At 46.7% G+C, this 17,186-nt stretch carries 15 protein-coding genes; all 15 read left to right on the plus strand.

Going from position 1 to position 17,186, the window contains the following annotated elements:
- The first annotated feature begins 215 nt into the window (after window positions 1–215).
- The 15 genes from hisH (at window position 216) to DWW91_RS05605 (ending at window position 17,178) form a co-directional block, all read left to right on the plus strand.
- The gene (gene hisH / locus DWW91_RS05530) at window positions 216–806 is read left to right on the plus strand and encodes an imidazole glycerol phosphate synthase subunit HisH (RefSeq protein WP_007657442.1); all 591 of its coding nucleotides are present in this window, start codon (window positions 216–218) and stop codon (window positions 804–806) included.
- Between the two features lie 6 nt (window positions 807–812).
- Window positions 813–1,532 carry a 1-(5-phosphoribosyl)-5-[(5-phosphoribosylamino)methylideneamino]imidazole-4-carboxamide isomerase gene (gene hisA / locus DWW91_RS05535; RefSeq protein WP_007657444.1) on the plus strand — a complete coding sequence of 240 codons (720 nt, stop codon included), beginning with the start codon at window positions 813–815 and terminating at the stop codon, window positions 1,530–1,532.
- 20 nt (window positions 1,533–1,552) lie between these two features.
- The gene (hisF, locus tag DWW91_RS05540; protein WP_122327190.1) at window positions 1,553–2,308 is read left to right on the plus strand and encodes an imidazole glycerol phosphate synthase subunit HisF; all 756 of its coding nucleotides are present in this window, start codon (window positions 1,553–1,555) and stop codon (window positions 2,306–2,308) included.
- Window positions 2,309–2,321: 13 nt separating this feature from the next.
- Window positions 2,322–2,918 carry a bifunctional phosphoribosyl-AMP cyclohydrolase/phosphoribosyl-ATP diphosphatase HisIE gene (gene hisIE / locus DWW91_RS05545; protein WP_007657448.1) on the plus strand — a complete coding sequence of 199 codons (597 nt, stop codon included), beginning with the start codon at window positions 2,322–2,324 and terminating at the stop codon, window positions 2,916–2,918.
- Window positions 2,919–2,924: 6 nt separating this feature from the next.
- The gene (locus DWW91_RS05550; protein ID WP_007657449.1) at window positions 2,925–3,602 is read left to right on the plus strand and encodes a cell division ATP-binding protein FtsE; all 678 of its coding nucleotides are present in this window, start codon (window positions 2,925–2,927) and stop codon (window positions 3,600–3,602) included.
- Between the two features lie 66 nt (window positions 3,603–3,668).
- Window positions 3,669–4,985: an aspartate kinase gene (locus tag DWW91_RS05555; protein WP_007657450.1), complete on the plus strand. Its 1,317-nt coding sequence runs from the start codon at window positions 3,669–3,671 to the stop codon at window positions 4,983–4,985.
- A gap of 61 nt (window positions 4,986–5,046) precedes the next feature.
- On the plus strand, window positions 5,047–6,204 hold the full coding sequence (lysA, locus tag DWW91_RS05560) for a diaminopimelate decarboxylase (RefSeq protein ID WP_046145156.1): 1,158 nt from the start codon (window positions 5,047–5,049) through the stop codon (window positions 6,202–6,204).
- A gap of 152 nt (window positions 6,205–6,356) precedes the next feature.
- Window positions 6,357–7,121, plus strand: a complete 765-nt coding sequence (locus tag DWW91_RS05565) for a hypothetical protein (protein ID WP_007657453.1) — start codon at window positions 6,357–6,359, stop codon at window positions 7,119–7,121.
- A 58-nt stretch (window positions 7,122–7,179) separates the two neighbouring features.
- A complete protein-coding gene (locus DWW91_RS05570; RefSeq protein WP_007657454.1) occupies window positions 7,180–7,746 on the plus strand; it encodes a YIP1 family protein in 567 nt (188 codons plus the stop codon).
- Between the two features lie 13 nt (window positions 7,747–7,759).
- A complete protein-coding gene (gene smpB, locus DWW91_RS05575; protein ID WP_007657455.1) occupies window positions 7,760–8,221 on the plus strand; it encodes an SsrA-binding protein in 462 nt (153 codons plus the stop codon).
- A 45-nt stretch (window positions 8,222–8,266) separates the two neighbouring features.
- Window positions 8,267–11,959: a methionine synthase gene (gene metH, locus DWW91_RS05580; protein WP_122327191.1), complete on the plus strand. Its 3,693-nt coding sequence runs from the start codon at window positions 8,267–8,269 to the stop codon at window positions 11,957–11,959.
- Window positions 11,960–13,010: 1,051 nt separating this feature from the next.
- On the plus strand, window positions 13,011–13,745 hold the full coding sequence (locus DWW91_RS05590; RefSeq protein WP_233584419.1) for an Mfa1 fimbrilin C-terminal domain-containing protein: 735 nt from the start codon (window positions 13,011–13,013) through the stop codon (window positions 13,743–13,745).
- Window positions 13,746–13,757: 12 nt separating this feature from the next.
- Window positions 13,758–14,774 carry a FimB/Mfa2 family fimbrial subunit gene (locus tag DWW91_RS05595; RefSeq protein ID WP_122327193.1) on the plus strand — a complete coding sequence of 339 codons (1,017 nt, stop codon included), beginning with the start codon at window positions 13,758–13,760 and terminating at the stop codon, window positions 14,772–14,774.
- A gap of 3 nt (window positions 14,775–14,777) precedes the next feature.
- Entirely contained in the window at window positions 14,778–15,950 is a 1,173-nt protein-coding gene (locus DWW91_RS05600) for a fimbrial protein (RefSeq protein WP_233584421.1), read from the plus strand.
- Between the two features lie 7 nt (window positions 15,951–15,957).
- Window positions 15,958–17,178, plus strand: a complete 1,221-nt coding sequence (locus DWW91_RS05605) for a hypothetical protein (RefSeq protein WP_122327194.1) — start codon at window positions 15,958–15,960, stop codon at window positions 17,176–17,178.
- Window positions 17,179–17,186 lie beyond the last annotated feature (8 nt).

The raw sequence follows: 17,186 nt of genomic DNA on the forward strand, positions 1-17,186 counted from the left end.
AAAAAAAGTCTGTTAGTCGTTAGATTAGCAGGCTTTTTTTATGTTTGGGCGTTTCGTGTGTTATGGCTTTTTTCATTTTCCAATTACCTATTTAGAAAACAGGTTTGTTACAAATCTATACTGTTTGGCAACTTTTCATAAACCATACGGTGATATGTTATGATAATTTGTTACTTTTGCAACTCAATATAAAAAAAGAAAACGGAGAAAGAAAAATGGACGTCGCCATTATTAAGTATAATGCCGGAAATATCTACTCAGTGAATTATGCACTGAAACGATTGGGCGTAAGTCCTGTGATAACAGCGGACCCGGAAGTATTAAGTAAAGCAGATAAAGTGATCTTCCCGGGTGTAGGGGAGGCACAAACGACAATGGCTCATCTGCAGGAACATAAACTGGATGCTGTTATTAAGGATCTGAAACAACCCGTATTGGGTATTTGTCTGGGTATGCAATTAATGTGTCGTCATTCTGAGGAAGGAGATGCAGAGTGCCTGGGGATTTTTGACACGGAAGTAAAGCGGTTCATTCCCCACCGTCATGAGGATAAGGTGCCCCATATGGGATGGAATACTATAACTCAGGTTAAAGACGGTTTATTTACCGCACAATTGGAGAATAAATTTGTTTACTTCGTACATAGTTATTATGTACCCGTAAATGAATATACGGCTGCTACCACTAATTATATATTACCGTTCAGTGCTTCGCTGCATAAGGATAACTTCTACGCAACGCAGTTCCATCCGGAGAAAAGTGGTTCGGTCGGTGAAGTAATTCTGAGGAACTTTCTAAAACTGTAAGAGAATATGATCGAGCTTATCCCTGCAATAGATTTGATAGATGGCAAATGTGTCCGCCTGACGCAAGGCGATTACGATACCAAGAAGGTGTACAACGAAGATCCGCTGGAAGTGGCGAAGATGTTCGAAGCGCATGGCATCCGTCGTTTGCATGTAGTGGATCTGGACGGTGCCCGTCAGGGACGGATCATCAATTACCGTGTGTTGGAAAGACTGGCGACACGGACCGCTTTGGTGATAGACTTCGGTGGCGGACTGAAGCAGGAAGATGATCTGGAGATTGCTTTTGAAAGCGGTGCGCAGATGGTGACCGGCGGAAGTATCGCAGTGAAGAACCCGGAAGTTTTTACTTCCTGGATTACCAAGTTCGGAAGCGAAAAGATTATATTAGGCGCTGATGCGAAAGATAAAAAGATTGCTATCAGCGGGTGGGAAGAAACTACTGATAAGGAACTGATCCCTTTCATCGAGGGGTATTACGACAAAGGAATCACAAAAGTGATCTGTACGGATATCAGTCGGGATGGAATGCTGCAGGGACCGGCTATCGGATTATATAAGGAAATACGGGAAGCATTACCTTTTATATATATTATAGCCAGCGGCGGCGTCAGTTCAATTGAAGATATAGAAAAACTGGCTGAGGCGGGAATACCGGCGGTAATTTTCGGCAAAGCCATCTACGAAGGAAAGATCGATTTGAAAGATCTGCTTCGTTTTACGTGAAACAAAGGAGAAATCAACGTATGCTAGCCAAGAGAATAGTGCCCTGTCTGGATATTAAAGATGGAAAAACAGTAAAAGGTATTAATTTTGTAAATTTCCGCGATGCAGGAGACCCTGTGGAGTTGGGAACTCAATATAGCCGGGAAGGAGCTGACGAACTCGTCTACCTGGACATAACCGCTTCGCATGAAGGACGTAAGACCTTTACCGAACTGGTTAAGAAAGTGGCCGCTAATATCTGCATCCCTTTTACTGTGGGCGGCGGTATTAACGAATTGAAAGACGTAGACCGTCTGTTGAGTGCCGGTGCCGATAAGGTATCCATCAACTCGGCGGCACTGCGCAACCCTTCGTTGATCGAAGAGATCGCGAAGAACTTCGGAAGCCAGGTCTGCGTCGTGGCCATCGATGCAAATTATGAGAATGGCGACTGGATCTGTTATCTGAACGGCGGACGTATCCCGACAGAGAAACATCTTTTCCAGTGGGCGGCCGAAGCCGAAAACCTGGGAGCCGGAGAGATCCTGTTTACCAGCATGACACACGACGGTGTGAAAGACGGTTATGCAAACGAGGCGTTGTCGACTCTGGCGGACAACCTGCATATCCCGGTCATTGCATCGGGTGGTGCCGGAAAGATGGAACATTTCCGTGATACATTCGCGGCAGGTAAGGCTGATGCGGCATTGGCTGCCAGCGTATTTCACTTCGGTGAAATCGGCATAGCCGACCTGAAGCAGTATCTGAACAGGGAAGGAATCAATGTAAGAATATAATTACAAGAATAAGATGAAATTAGATTTTGAAAAAATGGGCGGACTTATCCCGGCAATCGTTCAGGATAACAATACCAACAAAGTATTGATGCTGGGTTTTATGAATGAAGAAGCCTATGAAGAAACAAAGGAAACCGGTAAGGTGACCTTCTTTAGCCGTACAAAGAACCGTTTATGGATGAAAGGCGAAACCAGCGGCAACACCCTGCAGGTGGTTAGCATGATGGTGGATTGCGACAATGATACGATCCTGATCAAAGCCAATCCCGCCGGTCCGGTTTGCCATACAGGTGCTGATACCTGCTTCGGCGAAAAGAATGTGGAAGATATCATGTTCCTGAAATATTTGCAGGACTTTATCGAACAGCGCCGCCAGGAAATGCCGGAAGGCTCTTATACGACTTCCCTGTTTTTGAAAGGTGTGAACCGTATGGCCCAGAAAGTGGGAGAGGAAGCGGTTGAAACTGTGATCGAAGCGACCAACGGAACGGAAGACGGCTTTATCTACGAAGCATCCGACCTGATCTATCATCTGATCGTATTACTCACCAGCAAAGGACTTCGTCTGGAAGACCTGGCACGCGAATTAAAGAAAAGACATAAAGGATAAATTACTATGGAAGATACAACACTGCTCAGACTGGATGGCGTAGAAATCTGCCGCGATGAAAATGTCATTTTACATGATGCCTCTTTTACCTTGTGTAACGGGGAGTTTGTGTACGTCATTGGAAAAGTAGGCTCCGGAAAGAGCAGTCTGTTGAAATCCTTGTATTGCGAAATCCCCATCAGCCAAGGTGATGCCTGGCTGTTGGATTACAATCTCTGTAAGATGAAACGGAAAGATATCCCGTATCTTCGCCGTAAGCTGGGGATTGTGTTTCAGGATTTTCAGCTGCTTACCGACCGTTCGGTGATCAAAAACCTGGAGTTCGTCTTGCGGGCGACAGGCTGGAAGAAGAAGAGCGAGATTAAGGAGCGCATCGACGATGTGCTTCACCAGGTGGGTATGCATAACAAAGGGTACAAGATGCCGCACGAACTATCGGGTGGCGAGCAGCAACGTATCGTCATAGCAAGAGCACTCCTGAATGATCCTAAACTGATATTAGCCGATGAGCCGACCGGCAATCTGGACCCTGAAACAAGCGGCCAGATCGTACAGCTTCTGCACGACATCTGTGAGAAGGGTACGGCGGTGATAATGACTACACATAACTACACACTGGTGCATAATTATCCGGCCCGTATAGTTAAATGTGAGAATGCACGCCTGGGTGATGTCGGTGAATAATTTTTTATGTAACTTTGCACACGCAAAAGAAGCAAGGAACGAACAATTTAATTATAGGAAAAGAAAATGAAAATTTTAAAGTTTGGCGGTACTTCTGTGGGATCTGCACAGAGAATGAAAGATGTAGCAAAATTGATTTGCACGGGCGACCGTAACATTGTCGTATTGTCTGCCATGTCAGGTACAACCAACTCGTTGGTTGAAATATCCGACTACCTGTACAAGAAAAATCCGGATGGTGCAAATGAAATCATCAATAAGCTTGCACAGAAATATTACGGACATATCGAAGAACTGTACAGTACCGACGAATATAAGCAGAAAGCCAAAGAACTTGTAAAATCTCATTTCGATTATATCCGCACTTTTACTAAAGACCTGTTCACCCTGTTCGAAGAAAAGGTCGTGCTGGCACAAGGCGAGTTGATCTCTACCGGCATGATGAACCTGTATCTGAATGAAACAGGTGTGAAGTCTGTCCTGCTTCCGGCATTGGAATATATGCGGACGGACAAGAATGCAGAACCGGACCCTGTATATATCAAAGAGCGTCTGGTTAAACTGCTGAATGAACATAAGGATGCCGAGTTGTATATCACTCAGGGTTACATTTGCCGTAATGCTTACGGTGAAATTGATAACTTGCAGCGTGGTGGTAGCGACTATAGCGCTTCTTTGATCGGTGCAGCCCTCAATGCTGATGAAATCCAGATCTGGACAGATATCGACGGAATGCACAACAACGATCCGCGCATCGTAGATAAAACATCTCCTGTCCGTAACCTGCATTTCGAGGAAGCAGCTGAACTGGCTTACTTCGGTGCGAAGATCCTGCACCCGACTTGTATCCTGCCGGCCAAGTTGAACAATATACCGGTTCGCCTGCTGAATACTATGCAGCCGGATGCTCCGGGTACATTGATCTCCAACAACACCGAAAAAGGAAAGATCAAAGCCGTTGCAGCGAAAGACAATATCACTTCCATTAAGATAAAGAGCGGCCGTATGCTGCTGGCTACCGGTTTCCTGCGTAAGGTATTCGAAACTTTCGAAAACTACCAGACTCCGATCGACATGGTTACTACTTCTGAGGTAGGCGTATCGGTAACGATCGACAACCGCAAACATCTGGAAGAAATTGTAGACGACCTGAAGAAATACGGAACCGTTACCGTAGATGAAGATATGGTAATTGTTTGCGTAGTTGGTGACCTGGAATGGGATAACGTCGGTTTTGAAGCCCGCATCGTTCAGGCGATGAAAGATGTTCCGGTACGTATGATATCATATGGCGGTAGCAACTACAACGTTTCGCTTCTGGTGAAAGCTACTGATAAAGTGAAAGCGCTGCAAGCGTTAAGCGATCATTTATTTAACAACTAAATATATGAGGGCAGCCTTTTCCGGACTGCCCTTTTTTTTAATTTATATATAATAAAGTAATATGCTCAAAGGAACATTCCCGATAGATAAATTGAAGGCACTTCCTACGCCTTTCTATTATTATGATGTAAAGTTATTACAGGATACACTGGATATGGTGAAGAATGAAGCCGGCAAATACGGCTATCATGCACATTATGCCGTAAAGGCAAATGCCAATCCGCGAATCCTTTCTATCATAGCTGAAAACGGATTGGGTGCTGATTGTGTAAGCGGCGGTGAGGTTAAAGCGGCATTGGATGCAGGTTTCCCGGCTGATAAGATCGTTTTTGCCGGTGTGGGTAAAGCCGACTGGGAGATCAACCTGGGACTGGATAACGATATTTTCTGTTTCAATGTGGAATCGGCGGTAGAGTTGGAGATAATCGACGAACTGGCTGCCGCAAAGAATAAAGTAGCCTCGGTCGCTCTCCGTATCAACCCGGAAGTGGATGCCCATACACATGCCAAGATCACGACCGGTATGAAGGAGAACAAGTTCGGTATCAACCTGAGCCAGTTAGGACAGGTGCTGGATAACCTGGCGAATCTGAAAAATGTGAAACTGATCGGTATTCATTTCCATATCGGTTCGCAGATCACGGACATGTCGGCTTTCCGTAACCTGGTGATTCGTGTAAACGAAATACAGGAAGACCTGGAAGCACGTGGTATCCGGATCGAAAATGTGAATTTCGGTGGCGGCCTCGGTATCGATTATTATCATCCGAATCATTTGCCGATCCCGGCTTTCGATAATTACTTTGCCGTATTCAACAAATTGCTGAAAGTACGTCCCGGCCAGCAGGTACATTTCGAACCGGGCCGCTCGGTAGTAGCCCAGTGCGGTACATTGATCTCAAAGGTGCTGTATGTAAAGGAGGGCGAGACAAAGAAATTCGCTATCCTGGATGCCGGTTTCACTGAACTGATCCGTCCGGCCATGTATGACGCTTATCACCGGATTGAGAATATTTCCAGTGATGAAGAGGTTGATTTGTATGATGTAGTTGGCCCTATCTGCGAATCATCCGACGTGTTCGGTAAAGATGTAGAATTGAATAAAGCGCATCGTGGAGACCTGATCGCCTTGCGTTCGGCCGGTGCTTACGGCGAGGTGATGGCTTCCCAGTACAACTGCCGCCAGCTTCCGAAAGCCTACTACTCCGATACGATTTAATTGTTAATTATTTATATAGAGAAAGCCGGGTTTCTTTGTTTTTGCAAAGGTTCCCGGTTTTCTTGTTTGTTGTGTTTCCTTTTTTACTACCTTTGTACGATCCCGTCATGTGGGGTGTGGTTTAACTTGAATGTTCGTAAAGATAGAATGTGATGAAAAATAAAGAGTTATATAGCATATTCATAGTTTGCTTGTTGATGATGTCCTCTTGTCTGGGGGATACGAATACACAGATCACCGTAGGGGAGCAGGAAGCTGTGTATCAGACCCGTCCGACCCAGGGCTTCTTTGTTGAGGGCGGGCGTTTCCTTTATGGTACCAATTTAGGCGTAAGCGGGAATAATGGCGATTGTTTTCTGATACAATATTCATTTGATTCGGCTGCTCCTGAGTTACAGAATTCGGATAGTTTGTCTATCGAGTTGATAGAAAATCCTGTTCCTGTGGATTTGTGGCCTGTGGATAAAAACTGGACGGATACGACGGTTGTATTGAAAGACGAGATGCTGACAAAAGCTATCACTGGAAGGGACTTTTATATCAGAGGCCGGCTGTTTTTATGGAGTACCCATACGGTTGTGGAGAACCAGAAGGATAGTTTCATGATAAGCTATAATCCTGAAAACCTGTATACCCAGGAAGACGGCAAACGTATTTACAATTTATATCTGAGAGCGATAGCGAGAATTGAAGTCGGGGAAGGAGAGGAGCTGCCTAAAGGCCAGCAACTGAACCTGGTGAATGCCTTTAGTGTGGAAGAGTTCTATAATATGGTGAGTGCTTTGGAGGAAGAAAAAGGCAGTAACACATTTTCTATAGCGATCAATTATGCTTCTGCTTTTAATAAGGATACGACGGCCTGTATCTGGGACAGGACGGAACCGATAGAATATAAAATTAACAGCAGGACGGAATAAGGAAAAACAGATAAATAGAGGGGATAGGGAGAATACATTCAAATAGAAAAACAGAGAGATGTACAAGGAGATAATAAAATGGGTTATAGCCATCATATCCCAACCGGGGAAGGCCTGGGATATGCTGTCGAGGAAAGAAGAGAAGGGCGACGAGTTCTTGTCGCGCTTTATATATCCGTTAATCGGGCTGGTAACTGTGGCAGCTTTTCTGGGCGTATTGTTTACACGGAAGGAATTTGATGTCGAACTGGCGTTGAAGTCGTCGATCAAAACGCTGGTCGCTTCGTTCGGAGGTTTTTATCTCGGGGCGTATTTGCTGAATGAAGCCTGGCAGGGATTGTTCAAAAGAGAGAAAGACATGAAACTTTGCCAGCGTTTTGTCGGTTATTCATCCTCCCTGATGTTTGCGTTGAACGTCGTACTGATGCTGTTGCCGGAGTTTTTCTTCCTGCGCATCTTTATACTTTATACATTTTATATTGTATGGGAAGGGGCCGGCCCTTACATGCAGGTGGAAGAGAAAGAACGCCTGAAGTTTGCCGGTATAACGACCGTTATCATTTTGCTGACACCGGCGGTGATCGAGTTTGTTTTATTCATGCTGATGCCGGGGTTACGTTATTGACAGTTAGAAAAAGATGAAAGAAAAGATTAGTAATAATATACAGATAAAGAATAAGCGGGCAACCTTCGATTACGAATTGCTCGACACTTTTACTGCCGGGATTGTGCTGACAGGGACGGAGATCAAATCCATCCGCCTGGGAAAAGCCAGCCTGGTGGATACGTTCTGTATCATGGAGAAGGGCGAGTTGTGGGTAAAGAACATGTATATCGCCGAGTATTTCTATGGTACCTATAATAATCACGTCGCACGCCGCGACCGCAAACTGCTGCTTACCAAAAAGGAACTGCGCAAGATAGACAGTGCCGCCCGCAACAGTGGTTTTACCATTATCCCGACCCGTATGTTCATTAATGAAAAAGGGCTGGCGAAAGTGGTTGTCGCTATTGCCAAAGGTAAGAAGGAATACGATAAGCGCGATTCCATCAAAGCCCGTGACGATAAGCGGGAGATGGACAGGGCATTCAAACGGTAAGAGATATTCTTGCCGTTTCTCTTTTCATAAAGAAACAACATATCTATGACTAAAGAACAATTTATACGATCTCTGCAGGAGCGTATCCTGATACTGGATGGTGGTATGGGTACCATGATCCAGGGTTTCAAACTCAATGAACAGGATTATCGCGGCGACCGTTTTGCCGATTTCCCCGGACAACTGAAAGGGAACAACGACCTGTTGTGTATCACCCGTCCGGACGTGATCAAATCCATTCACCGGCAATACCTGGATGCCGGGGCCGATATTTTTGCCACCAACACATTCAATGCCAACGCGATCTCGATGGAAGATTACGCCATGCAGGAATATGTGCGCGAAATAAACCTGGCTGCCGGAAAGTTGGGACGCGAAGTGGCCGATGAGTTCATGGCGGAGCATCCCGGCAGGACTATTTTTGTTGCCGGCTCGATCGGTCCGACTAACAAGACCGCCTCCATGAGCCCAGATGTAAGCAACCCAGCTTACCGTGCCGTTACCTATAAAGATGTATATAAAGCATATAAGGAACAGGTGGAGGCCTTGATTGACGGTGGTGTCGATCTTATCCTTTTCGAGACGACCTTCGATACGCTGAATGTGAAAGCCGGACTCGAGGCAGCCGAAACAGTTTTGAAGGAAAAAGGCAAAGACCTGCCTATCATGTTGTCCCTGACGTTGTCGGCTCAGGGCGGACGCACGTTGTCCGGCCAGACGCTGGGTGCTTTCCTGGCATCGGTCCAGCATATCAACCTGGTCAGCATCGGCCTGAACTGCTCGTTCGGTGCGGCCGATATGAAGCCTTATCTGGCGGAACTGGCCAAACATGCCCCTTACTTTATCAGTGCCTATCCGAATGCCGGGTTGCCTAACAGTTTCGGTACATACGATGAGACACCCGAAAAGATGGCTGTCCATGTCAAACCGTTTATCGAAGAAGGGCTGGTAAATATTATCGGTGGCTGTTGCGGTACGACTCCGGCCCATATCGCCCAGTATCCGGCATTGGTAAAAGGAGCGATGCCGCATGTGCCGGCTTCGAAACCGGATTGCCTGTGGCTGTCGGGCCTCGAACTGCTGGAAGTAAAGAAAGAAAATAACTTTATCAATATCGGCGAACGTTGTAACGTGGCCGGCTCGCGCAAGTTCCTGCGTCTGATCAAAGAAGGAAACTATGAAGAGGCACTGACCATTGCCCGCAAACAGGTGGAAGACGGTGCCCAGGTGATCGATATCAATATGGATGATGGTATGCTCGACGCGGTGAAGGAGATGACTACTTTCCTGAACCTGGTAGCTTCCGAACCTGATATCGCCCGTGTCCCCGTCATGATCGACTCTTCCAAATGGGAAGTGATCGAAGAGGGACTGATGTGTGTGCAGGGAAAGAGTATTGTCAACTCGATCTCGCTGAAAGAAGGGGAGGAAGTCTTCCTGGCTCATGCCGCCCGTATCAAACAGTTGGGAGCTGCCGCCGTGGTGATGGCTTTCGATGAAAAAGGGCAGGCGGATACTTTCGAACGGAAAGCCGAGGTCTGCGGACGCGCTTACCGTCTCCTCCGGGAGAAAATAGATTTCGATCCGAACGGAATTATTTTCGACCCGAACGTGTTGGCAATCGCAACCGGGATGGAAGAACATAACGGATACGGACTCGATTTTATCCGTGCCGTCGAATGGATCAAACAGAACCTGCCGGGTGCGAAGGTGAGCGGCGGTATCAGTAACCTGTCGTTCTCATTCCGTGGAAATAATTATGTACGTGAGGCGATGCACTCCGTATTCCTTTACCATGCTATCGGCAAGGGACTGGATATGGGTATTGTCAACCCGTCGTCGGCCGTACTGTATGAAGATATAGAACCTGAATTCCGCAATTTGCTGGAAGATGTGATCCTGTACCGCCGTCCCGAAGCGGCAGAGGAGCTGATCGCCTATGCCCAGAACCTGGTCGTTGAGAAACAGGGCGGAACGGAAGAAAAGCATGAAGCCTGGCGTGAGCAGCCTTTGAAAGAACGTCTTGAATATGCCCTGATAAAAGGTATCGGCGACCATCTGGAAGAAGACTTGCAGGAGGCGTTGAAGGCGTATCCGCGTGCCGTGGATATTATCGACGGTCCGTTGATGAGCGGCATGAATAAGGTCGGCGAACTGTTCGGGGCCGGAAAGATGTTTCTGCCGCAAGTGGTGAAGACTGCCCGTACGATGAAAAAGGCAGTGGCTATCCTGCAACCGGCCATCGAGGCGCAGAAATCGGCAGCCGGCTCGGCAAAAGCCGGAAAGGTGGTTTTTGCTACTGTAAAAGGCGATGTGCATGATATCGGAAAGAATATCGTTTCGATCGTCCTGGCCTGCAACAACTACGAAGTGATCGACCTGGGTGTGATGGTTCCTGCCGAAGTGATCGTGCAGACTGCCATGAAGGAGCAGCCCGACTTGGTTTGCCTGTCCGGCCTGATCACCCCTTCGCTGGAAGAGATGGTGTATGTGACGGACGAAATGCAGAAAGCAGGTCTGACCATACCTATTATGGTGGGTGGTGCAACAACCTCCAAATTGCATACGGCTATCAAGATCGCTCCTCATTACGACTATCCGGTGATCCATGTGCTCGATGCGTCGCAGAATCCGTTGATCGCAGCCAAGTTGTTGAATCCGGATACCCGTGATGCGTATATCGAAAACCTGAATAATGAATATGAAGCCTTGCGTGCTTCCATGGAAAAGAAAAAGGAAGTGCTGGTTTCATTGAGCGAAGCTCGTGCTAATCCTCAGCAGATAGATTGGAAGGGGTATACGCCGGTGGTTCCGAATCAGATGGGTATCCATGTATTGCCTTATATCCCGTTGGAGGAAATTATTCCGTATATACACTGGACATTCTTCTTTACCGCCTGGAAACTAAACGGCCGCTTTGCCGGTATCACCCAGATACACGGTTGCGACGCTTGTCGTGCTTCCTGGCTGGCCGATTTTCCGGAAGAGGACCGTGCCAAGGCTGCCGAAGCCATGCAACTGTATAAAGACGCCGCCAAACTGCTGGACCGCCTGGTGGAGATGAAGGCTGAATATTGCAAGGCCATTTACGGTTTCTTCCCGGCTAACAGCGATGGCGATACGATCCGGATGGGAGAGATCGCGATCCCGGTATTGCGTCAGCAGTCGAAAAAGGAGGAGGGCGTTTATAAATCGCTGGCCGATTATATCATGCCGGTGTCGGAAGGCCGTACCGATTATGCGGGGGCGTTTGTCGTAACGGCCGGTGTTGGTGCCGAAGACTTGAAGAATAAGCTGGAAGAAGAAGGGGACACCTACAATTCCATGTTGCTTCAGACATTGACGGACCGTCTGGCGGAAGCCCTGGCGGAATATCTCCATGAAAAAGTCCGCAAGGAATACTGGGGGTATGCTCCGGACGAAGCCTTGTCGATCCCTGACCTGTACAAAGTGAAATATCAGGGTATCCGTCCGGCAATCGGTTATCCTTCATTGCCCGACCAGTTGTTGAATTATACGCTGGACAACCTGCTCGATATGTCGCAGATCCATGTGAAACTGACGGAAAACGGCGCCATGTACCCGACAGCAACGGTAAGCGGTATCTATATCGCCCATCCCGACTCACAATACTTTATGATCGGCTCGATCGACGAAGAACAAATGAAAGATTACGCCGCCCGTCGCAACCTGTCGGAAGCGGAGGCTAAAAAATTGTTGAATAAGAATATATCCTGAATAAAGAATAAAATTATTCCCATAATTATCTCTTAAACGAGGCTCGCCTCGTGCCGCAGGCTCTCTTTTGCCGTCAGTTTGAACTGACGGATAGATAAACCTTCCGGCTTTGCCGGATTCCTCTGTGGGTTTTAACCCCTTTTCCGGGAGGATATTATGAAAGGGGATAAATCCCACAGAGGAAGAGGCTTTGCCTCCTGTGTTTAAAACCGTTGGTTGAAACCAACGGCAAAAGAGAGCCTGCGGCATTCGTGTTTTCCGATTGCTTTTTGTTATGTGGGTTTGAGTTTGAGTTTGTGATGGTTGGATATGGTGGCTTAATTAGAGGGGGGATACAAGAGTTTTTTATTCTATTATTTTATACAATAACCGATGTTTTGAAAGTGTTATTTTTTACAGTAAGATATTATGAAAATCATTACATTTTAAATGTGGTTTAATCCTTCTTTTATAACAGGTAGTAATTGCTTGTTATGCTATTTGGATAGTATGGTCTTTGATAAACAAGGTTTGTTTTTGGTGTTTTTAAGATGCTTCTATTTCTCTGAAGTTATTCTTTAAAAGAAATCTGTTATCTGTGAATTGGTCTTTTATGATTGTTTTATAATATATAAAAATTACAATAATATTTGGCGAGATAATAAAAAAGGCATAGATTTGTCGGCGTGTTGGAACGAACGTTTGGTCCGGTTAAGATTTCGCGGCAGACAACGCCCGTAACATGCGTAAGAACGAATTATTAATCTTGAAAAACTAGTATTATGCAAAACAAATTAAGAGGATATCTGACGGATAATTCTGTTACCTCTGACCCCAATGACAAAATCTTAGTGCTCGACCCCGCCGGAAATGTCGGTCTTCCCGAAATTTATGTGGAAATGCGATTTGTCCTTCTAAAACGAATCCTGCACGTATCTATTGGGCAGTCGATCCCAATTATGACCGGACTGTTGCCGAATCTCAATTCTCGACTCCGGAATCTGTAACGGATAATACCGGTTGGACTGATGCCACTGAATATTGCCTGGAAAATACCTGTGATTATAATTGGATGTATAAATCCCAGGTAACCCGTCTGATTGTCAAGGCCAAATATATTCCTAATAGTACGAATAAGACAGCCACGGGAAATAATACAACCGATGATGATGCTACCTGGTGGTCGTTCACCACAGTGGCTGCCCATTATTCAGCAAAAAATATGTATTGGAATATTATAAAGTGGGCACATGATAATTTGAATAAAGATAATGATATGCCGGATGCTCCTGATAATGGAGATGGCATTACAACTGCTGAGTCAGGAGATGAATTAACAGGTACTTCTTCTGATAATAGATGGAAGATCACTTTGAAGTCCGATGGTCATTTACATTATAAATTGGATAAAGTATCTTATCAAAAAACAGACGATTTTGGTACAACCGATCTTTCCGGAGCCTCCCTGGACGCTTTCCATTCCAGCATGGGAAGAATCCAGAAATACGACAAAGGCGTCTGTTACTACGAAATCTTTGTCCGTCATTTTACGGATGAGGAGGGTGGTTATGCACCGGCTGACGGTACTCCCTGGGTAAAAGAGGGCGAGTATGCACAGGCCCAACTCGGCCGTTACGGCGTGGTAAGAAATAACTGGTACACCGTAACCATCAACTCGATCAAAGAACCGGGCGAACCGACGATCCCCATTGATCCGGAGGAACCCGTCGATACTGAAACTGCCTATATCAATTGCAGTATCGAAATCTCTGCATGGGCGAAAAGAGACCATAGTATCGACTTGTAAAGTCCGGATTGTATGACTGAACCTGTTCGTATATGGCGATTGCTGGTAGCCTGGCTGGTATGCCTGTCGGTCTTTACCTCCTGCATCCATGACGATCTGGCGGGATGCCCGCAGGCCTACTCCGTTTGTTTTCGTTACGATTACAACATGGGGTTCACCGACCGGTTTGCCGGTGAGGTCGACAGCCTTTCCGTTTATGTCTTCGATGCCGACGGGAAGTACCTCCGCACGTTCAGCGACGGAGGAGAAGCCTTGCGCAAAACCGGTTACCGCCTGCCTCTACCGCTCGACCCCGGTAAATACCGGTTGGTCGCGTGGGCTGGATTGAAAGAGGGGTGCTTCGAACCTTCCGGCATGCAAGCGGGTGTCTCCGGACCGGAAGACCTGGTGGTCACCCTGCGATGCGATGGCGACGGCGAAGTTCCCTGCGACAAACCCCTTTCCCCGCTTTGGCAGGCGATGCAGGAAACGGTCACCGTCCCTCAGCCGGGTACGGAACAGACCGATACGCTCCGACTTATCAAGGATACGAATATTCTGCGTGTCATCCTTCAACGGCGTGACGGAGCGATCCTACATGCAGCCGATTACGATTTTAGCATACTATGCCCGCATGGCAACGGACGGCTGGCTTACGACAATACGTTGCTCGACTGCCACCCCCTGGTTTACCGCCCTTACCTGCAAACGGAAGGGACGGACGGCGAGGGGTCCGGCGGTGCGGAGGCGGTTTCGAATGTGATAGCCGAACTGTCCCTCTCGCGCCTGATGGAAAACGATGCCATGCGGTTGCATATTACCGATGCTTCCGGTGATGTGACCTTGGTCGATATTCCGCTGGTGGAGTACCTCCTGATGACCGGCAGGGAACAGGACAGCAGGATAAAGTCTGACCAGGAATACCTCGACCGTCAGGATTTCTATACCATCACCCTTTACCTGAAAGGTGAATCGGGCGAGGAACAATGGTTTGACGGGTTGATCATTATTAACGGCTGGGCTTTACGCCCCGGCTCTGTGGATTTATAAGAAATGAAAGGAATATTCCGACATATGATTGCTGTTTTGTTGCTGGCAGGGTTGGCGTATTTCCTGTCCGGCTGCTCCAATGAGGTGCTTATCGGGGAGAAAGGCGGGAAAGACGATTCCGACGATGGTAAGGTGATGTTGGCCATGACGGTACGTGCCACCCCGCTTTCAGTCTCCGGCGATACCGATGCCGGATCGGAAGAGGAAAGGGCGATCCGTTCGCTTTATGTCTTTGTCTTCAACATCGGTGCCAGCCAGTATTGCGAAGCGGAAAGGTTCAGTGTGTATGATATGGCAGAGGGTACAGACGGAAAATATACCTTTAAGATGGAAGTCACTCCCGGCTATAAACGTTTTTATCTGGTGGCTAATCCCGGAATCGATCTCCGGTCGAACCTCGCCAGCTATACCCAGGCGGAATTGCAGGATTTACGGACAATGGTGCTGAATGATCATGAGGATGACTATAGTTCGGACGGAGAATTGAGCAGAGGGTTAAAATTGGACCAGCTCATGACTGCCCTAAAAGACGGAAGGGGAATACCGATGTCGATGAGTGTGACAGGGTGGATAACCTTGAACAAGAACAAGACCGGGACTGAGGGTACGGCACAGGGAAATTTGATGTTGGATGACGGGTCTGATACTTTTAAGCTTATCCGTGCTGTTGCCAAAGTCCGCCTGATCTGCCGGGTGAAGAAGGAACTTCCGAGTAATAATTTTGAGCTGGAAACCTTTGAAATCCTCCAGGCAAACAGACAAACATTTCTGTTCCCAAAATATGCCGTGACGAATGGAAAATGGGTAATTGATTTTCCTTCCATGACGGAGGCGGCAGATTTGAGGAGAACTGTCGGATATGTGTATGGCAAGCAAGAAAATCATTCGGGGCAGGAGTGGTTGGAGTTTGACCGGGGAACGCATTATCTGTATGAAAACTATTTTGGTCCTACATTGCCGGACGATGCACAGGAAGGATTGATCGATGAGACGAAGTATAGCCATATACATGTTGTTTTGGATGACGGACGAGATAGAACTTTTGCCTTGCCTTATTTAAAACGGAATGATTATCTGACGGTTCGGATCAATATGAGTGCTTCCGATATTATCTGTGATATACAGCCGTGGGAGAAGGAGGATATTTATCCGGATTATACTGATACGACAAATTGAAGTGAATATGAATTATCAGACACTGTATAGAACGCTTATCCGGTTAGTAACATTCTTGCTAATACCCGGATGTACAAAGGAATTACCGGTAGGGGAAGGACTTCCCGAAGGAGAGAAATTTACGAAGATTGTGTTCACTCCTTCGGATTTTATGAAGACAGACGCTGATCTGCATACTCCGGCGATAGGGAATGAGGATGGTATAAAATCTCTTGATGTCTATGGGATTGTCCGGGGAAGTAATTCTATTGTTAATATATTTCATGCTCCGGGGATTAACCCGATTTGGAATGAGCAAGTTTGGGGAGAGATCAGAGGAGATACGGCTGTTATCATGAGTTCGCTTTTTGAAAGGAATGACAGAGGGGATAATATTGAATATGTGAATATATATGCAATAGCCAATGTTGAACAGTTGGTTTCTGCCTATACGGACATTTTTAATTCTTTTGGAGACTATAATGAGCAAATAAAGAAGGTGGTGAAAAACTATCTGATAGGTAGGCCGAGTCAGGCAATAGGTCAGAATGTTGAAGACAAATTAAAAAAACTGGTTGTAAAAGCCAATGGTCTTTCAGCCGCTCTCGATTACCCGGTTATGGTACAGTCGATGAAAGTGGTAGGCGGCGTATCTTATCTTCATATGCCGTTGGAGCGGATTTATTGTCGTATCGGTTTTTCGTTCCTGTTTACCGGTAATTCCGAGGACAAAATTAAAATTGATAAGATCACAATTGACAAGACGAGTAACCAAGGGTATTTGTTTCTGGAAGAGAATGAAGCAGATAATAAGACTCCTTTAGGTTCCTTGGTATGGTCTGCCGCGGTCAATGGTCCGGGAGTGTTTAAAGATGCCAAAGGGGGTACGAATACGAATGGGGAGCAATCTACAGGGGGATCCCTCATGACCCTTTATGCAGAATCTTCCAGTGTGGCCCCTCTCTATTTCCGTACCTGCCAGTACCTTTGTGACGATGAGGCGGAGGCGCCTTCCATCACCCTCGATATTACCGTAACCGGTAATGGAAGTACAAAAGCACGTACACTGACTGCGCCCCTGTACAGCTCAGGGGGGATAGGAGGTAAAAAGCATTATGGTTTCCTGCGGAACCATTCCTATCAGGTAATTTCTACGATCAACACCAGTGCGCTTCAACTGGAAGACGTGACGGTTGAGATGCGCGATTGGAACGACCGTCCCTCGGTCGATATTCCCGAATTCAAATGAGTATTACG

Origin of the sequence: Parabacteroides sp. AF17-3, from assembly GCF_003635445.1 — a bacterium.
Classification (GTDB): domain Bacteria; phylum Bacteroidota; class Bacteroidia; order Bacteroidales; family Tannerellaceae; genus Parabacteroides; species Parabacteroides goldsteinii.